The following is a 5,479-nucleotide window of genomic DNA, read 5'->3' as shown; positions in this document are numbered from 1 at the left end:
CGAAGTGCCCGAGGAGCGTCTCGTGCGCTTCCGGACCCTCGGCTGCTATCCGCTCACCGGCGCCATCTCCTCGGACGCGGCGACGCTTCCGGAGATCGTGCGCGAAATGCTGATTGCCCGCACCTCCGAACGCTCCGGCCGTCTCATCGACCACGATGAGAATGCGTCGATGGAAAAGAAGAAAGCGGGAAGGATATTTCTGATGGACGTCGAAGCTCTCGATCTTTCCGCCTTCCAGGATTACCTCGCGCGCCACGAGCGCAAGAGCCTGCTGCGCTTCCTCACCTGCGGTTCGGTGGACGACGGCAAGTCGACCCTGATCGGCCGCCTGCTCTACGACACCAAGCTGCTGTTCGAGGACCAGCTCCTCAGCCTCGAGAAGGACAGCCGCAAGCACGGCACCGTCGGTGAGGACATCGACTTCGCGCTGCTCGTCGACGGCCTCGAGGCCGAGCGCGAGCAGGGCATCACCATCGACGTCGCCTACCGCTTCTTTGCGACCGACCTGCGCAAGTTCATCGTTGCCGACACCCCCGGCCATGTGCAGTACACACGCAACATGGCGACGGGTGCGTCGAACTCCGACCTCGCGGTGATCCTCGTCGACAGCCGCCAGGGCATCCTGCCGCAGACGCGCCGCCACTCCTACATCGTGTCGCTGCTCGGCATCCGCCACGTGGTGCTCGCGGTCAACAAGATCGACCTGATGGGCTACTCGCAGGAGGTCTTCGACAAGATCGTCGCCGAGTATACCGAGTTCGCCAAGGACTTCGGCTTCAAGACCCTGCAGCCGATCCCGATGTCGGCCCGCTTCGGCGACAACGTGCTCGACGCCGGCCCGAACCTGCCCTGGTACAGCGGCCCGACGCTGGTCCAGCATCTGGAGCGCGTCGACGTCACCGAGGACCGCCTCGCCCATCCGTTCCGGATGCCGGTGCAGTGGGTCAACCGTCCGAACCTCACTTCCGCGGCTTCTCCGGCACGATCGCCTCCGGCATCGTCAAGCCGGGTGACGCCATCGTCGTCGCCAAGTCCGGCCGGACCTCGACCGTCAAGTCGATCGTCACCATGGACGGCGATCTGCCCGAAGCCGGCGCCGGCGAGGCCGTGACCATCACGCTCGCCGACGAGATCGACATCTCGCGCGGCGACGTGCTCGCCACGCCGGAGCACCGCCCCGAAGTGTCCGACCAGTTCGCCGCCGAACTGATCTGGATGTCCGACGAGGAGATGCTCCCGGGTCGCCCCTACCTGCTCAAGATCGGCTCCAAGACCGTCACCGCGACGGTCACCGAGATCAAGCACAAGGTCGACATCAACAACTTCAACAAGCTGGCGGCAAAGTCGCTGGCGCTCAACGAGGTTGCGCTCGTCAACGTCGCGCTGTCCGAGCCGGTCGCCTTCGACGCCTATGCGGAGAACCGCGACACCGGGTCGTTCATCGTCATCGACCGCCTGACGAACCTGACGATGGGCGCCGGCATGGTGTCCTTCGGCCTGCGCCGCGCGGACAACATCCACTGGCAGGCGCTCGACGTCACCAAGGCCGCCCGCGCCGAGGCCAAGGGCCAGAAGCCGGTCGTGCTGTGGTTCACCGGCCTTTCGGGCGCCGGCAAGTCGACCGTCGCCAACCTCGTGGAGAAGATGCTGCACCACGAGGGCCGTCACACCTACACCCTCGACGGCGACAACGTCCGCCACGGCCTCAACAAGGATCTCGGCTTCACCGACGCCGACCGGGTCGAGAACATCCGCCGCGTGGCGGAGACCGCGCGCCTGTTCGTCGACGCCGGCCTGATCGTGCTGGTCTCGTTCATCTCGCCGTTCCGCTCCGAACGCCGCATGGCGCGCGAACTGCTGGGTGAGGGCGAGTTCGTCGAGATCCACGTCGACACGCCGATCGAGATCGCCGAGCAGCGCGATCCGAAGGGCCTCTACAAGAAGGCGCGCGCCGGCCAGATCAAGCATTTCACGGGCATCGACAGCCCCTATGAAGTGCCGGAGAACGCCGAGATCGTCCTCGCCTCGGGCACCAAGGGCCCGGAGGAGCTCGCCGCCGAAGTGGTGCGCTACCTCAAGGACAACGGCTACGTCAGCTGACGCAGACCGGTCCGGATCACGAACGACAGGAAGGGAGGCCACTGGCCTCCCTTCTTTTTTGCCGCGCATTCCCGCCCTGCCCAGCCCGGCCCCCGCATCGGGCCTGCACCGATCGCAGGCGCGGCTGCCGCGCATTTGGTCATCTCCGGCAACGCCGTCGACAGAGGCCGCGCCCGGTCATCATTCAACTTTCTGAATCCCCACACGGAATCCCGCGCCGCGCCTTCTGGCACCGATCCTGCAAAGCCTGATCTTGCATTTCATCTTGTATGCAACGGTGAAGGACGAGATCGGCGGATGAGCCCCCAGGCGGTCGACATCGAGAGCTTCATCCTGACGGCGGTGCTCGGCGGCCGGCTGCGTCCGGGCACGCGCCTCGGCGAGATGCAGCTGGCCGAGCTGTTCCGGGTGTCGCGGACCAAGGTGCGCGAGGCGCTGGTGCGGCTGGAGACCCGCGGCATCGTCACCGTCAGCCCGCGGCGCGGCTGGTATGTGGTCGAGCCCTCGGCCGAGGAGGCGCAGGAGGCCTTCCACGCGCGCAAGATCGTCGAGACCGGCCTGCTGCTCGCCGCCGGCCGCATCGCGCCGGAGGCGATCGCGGCGCTCAAGCACCACCTCGAGGTGGAGCGCCGCTCGCTCGACGGCGACGACATCAGCGCCCGCACCTGCCTGCTCGGCGACTTCCACATCCACCTCGCCGACCTGCTCGGCAACCGGCTGGTGACCGAGGTGGTGCGCGATCTCACCGCCCGCACCACGCTGATCTCGATGCTCTACCAGCCGAAGGACAAGGCCGAGGAGTCGAGCCACGACCACGCGGACATCGTCGCCGCCCTCGAGCGCGGCGACTTTGCCGCCGCCGCCGCGCTGATGAGCGCGCATATCGACCATGTCGAGGCCGGCCTCGACCTCAGCGCCCGGCCGGACCCGCTCGCCGGCCTGCGCGACGCCTTCTTCCTCGATCCGGACGCCGCCGCGCCCCCGGATCCGCAACCCGCTTCACCAGCCCCCTCCCCCTACCCCGACCAGCACGGAGACAACGACCCATGATCCTGACCCGCCGCCATACCCTGGCCCTCGTCGCCGGCCTTGCCGTCGCCGTCTCGGCCTTCGCCCACACGCCCGCCCGAGCCGACGCGCTGGCCGACATCACCGCCCGCGGCAGCCTGCGCGTCGCCGTGCCCCAGGACTTCCCGCCCTTCGGCAGCGTCGGCCCCGACATGGTTCCGCAGGGCTACGACATCGACATGGCCAATCTCATCGGCGAGAAGCTCGGCGTGTCGGTCGAGATCGTGCCGGTGACCAGCGCCAACCGCATTCCCTATCTGCAGACCAACAAGGTCGACCTCGTGATCTCCAGCCTCGGCAAGAACGCCGAGCGCGAGAAGGTGATCGACTTCTCCACCGCCTACGCGCCCTTCTTCAACGGCGTGTTCGCGCCCGACGACGTCGCGGTCAGCGACGCGGCGGGTCTCTCCGGCAAGTCGATCGGCGTCACCCGCGGCGCGGTGGAAGACCTGGAGCTGACCAAGATTGCCCCGGCCGACGCCGACATCAAGCGCTACGAGGACAACAACGGCACGATCTCGGCCTTCCTGTCCGGCCAGGTCGACGTGGTCGCCACCGGCAACGTGGTGGCCGCGGCGATCCTCGCCCGCAACCCGCCGAAGCGCCCGGAGCTGAAGTTCCTGATCAAGAACTCGCCCTGCTACATCGGCCTCAACAAGAACGAGCCGGCGCTGCTGGCCAGGGTCGACGAGATCATCGCCGCCGCCAAGGCCGACGGCAGCCTGAACGCCATCGCCCAGAAGTGGCTCGGCGCCGACCTGCCGGCCGACATCTGACCGCTGGCCGGCCGCTGCGGCGGCCGGCCCCTCCCCGCCCCGCCGCATGTCCCGGGAGGTCCGCACATGACCTATGTCTTCGATTTCAGCTGGCTGTCCGACTATCTTCCGGTGCTGCTGAAGGGCATCGGCATCACGCTGCAGCTGATCGCCGTCGGCGCCGTCCTCGGCATCTCGCTCGGCATCGGCTGCGCCTGGGCGCGGGCGCTAGGCCCGAAATGGCTCGGCGCGATCGTCGCGGTCTATGTGGAGCTGATCCGCAACACGCCGTTCCTGATCCAGCTGTTCTTCATCTTCTTCGGCCTGCCGGCGCTCGGCGTGCAGATGAGCGAGATGACGGCGGCAAGCCTTGCGATGATCGTCAATCTCGGCGCCTACAGCTGCGAGATCGTCCGCGCCGGCATCGAGGCAACGCCGCGCGGCCAGTTCGAGGCCGGCGCAAGCCTGGCGATGAGCCCGTTCCAGACCTTCCGCCACGTGGTGCTGATCCCGGCGCTGCAGCGGATCTGGCCGGCGCTGTCCTCGCAGGTGGTGATCGTCATGCTCGGCTCGGCGGTCGTCTCGCAGATCGCCGCCGAGGACCTGACGTTTGCCGCCAACTACATCCAGTCGCGCAACTTCCGCGCCTTCGAAACCTACATCGTCTCGACGCTGATCTATCTCGCGCTGGCGATCCTGCTCAGGCAGCTGCTGCGCGGGCTCGGCTGGACGCTGTTTCCCCGTCGCGCGGCAAGGTGAGGGCCCCGTCATGATGGAATTCTCCACCTGGGACATCCTGCGCAACCTGCTGCTGGCCACGCGCTGGACCGTCCTGCTGTCTCTGGTCTCCTTCGTCGGCGGCGGCCTGATGGGCCTCGTCATCCTGTTCCTGCGCATCGGCAAGGTGAAGGCCGGGCGGATCTTCGCCCGCGGCTACATCGAGCTGTTCCAGGGCACGCCGCTCCTGATGCAGCTGTTTCTCGCCTTCTTCGGCCTCGGCCTGTTCGGCATCAACGTGCCGGCCTGGCTCGCCGCCGGCGTCGCGCTGATCCTGTGGACCGCCTCCTTCCTCGCCGAGATCTGGCGCGGCTGCGTGGAGTCGATCGCCAGGGGCCAGTGGGAGGCCTCCTCCAGCCTCGGCATGGGCTACCTGCAGCAGATGCGCTGGGTGATCCTGCCGCAGGCGCTGAAAGTGGCGGTGCCGCCGACCGTCGGCTTCTCCGTGCAGGTGGTGAAGGGCACCGCCCTCACCTCGATCATCGGCTTCGTGGAGCTCTCCAAGGCCGGGACCATGGTCACCAACGCCACCTTCGAGCCCTTCCTCGTCTACGGCTTCGTCGCCTCATCTACTTCGCGCTCTGCTGGCCGCTGTCGAAGAGCAGCCAGATCCTCGAAAGGAAGCTCAATGTCGCTCATCGCAATCACTGAGGTGAAGAAGCGCTTCGGAGACAACGAGGTGCTGAAGGGGATCAACATCGACGTCGCCCCCGGTGAGGTCATCGCCATCATCGGCAAGTCGGGCTCGGGCAAATCGACGCTGCTGCGCTGCATCAACG

Annotated in this window: 4 protein-coding genes and 2 pseudogenes; all 6 read left to right on the top strand. The window is 67.2% G+C overall.

Features of this window, described 5'->3' with window-relative positions; all coding sequences use genetic code 11:
• Positions 1-202: 202 nt before the first annotated feature.
• A pseudogene (gene cysN / locus A6302_RS19175) lies at positions 203-2,100 on the top strand (sulfate adenylyltransferase subunit CysN).
• A 297-nt stretch (positions 2,101-2,397) separates the two neighbouring features.
• The gene (locus A6302_RS19170) at positions 2,398-3,150 is read left to right on the top strand and encodes a GntR family transcriptional regulator (protein WP_069308369.1); all 753 of its coding nucleotides are present in this window, start codon (positions 2,398-2,400) and stop codon (positions 3,148-3,150) included.
• Positions 3,150-3,944 carry a transporter substrate-binding domain-containing protein gene (locus A6302_RS19165; RefSeq protein ID WP_069308370.1) on the top strand — a complete coding sequence of 265 codons (795 nt, stop codon included), beginning with the start codon at positions 3,150-3,152 and terminating at the stop codon, positions 3,942-3,944. The genes A6302_RS19170 and A6302_RS19165 overlap by 1 nt, the downstream gene beginning before the upstream one ends.
• A gap of 66 nt (positions 3,945-4,010) precedes the next feature.
• Positions 4,011-4,682 carry an amino acid ABC transporter permease gene (locus A6302_RS19160; RefSeq protein WP_069308368.1) on the top strand — a complete coding sequence of 224 codons (672 nt, stop codon included), beginning with the start codon at positions 4,011-4,013 and terminating at the stop codon, positions 4,680-4,682.
• 10 nt (positions 4,683-4,692) lie between these two features.
• Positions 4,693-5,351: pseudogene (locus A6302_RS19155) on the top strand (amino acid ABC transporter permease).
• Positions 5,329-5,479: ATP-binding cassette domain-containing protein (locus A6302_RS26335; protein ID WP_141703966.1), on the top strand; the 151-nt coding region annotated here is incomplete at its 3' end. The pseudogene A6302_RS19155 and the gene A6302_RS26335, both read left to right, overlap by 23 nt.

This window comes from Methylobrevis pamukkalensis (assembly GCF_001720135.1).
Taxonomy (GTDB): Bacteria; Pseudomonadota; Alphaproteobacteria; order Rhizobiales; family Pleomorphomonadaceae; genus Methylobrevis; species Methylobrevis pamukkalensis.
This window is presented reverse-complemented; position numbering and strand designations above follow the sequence as displayed.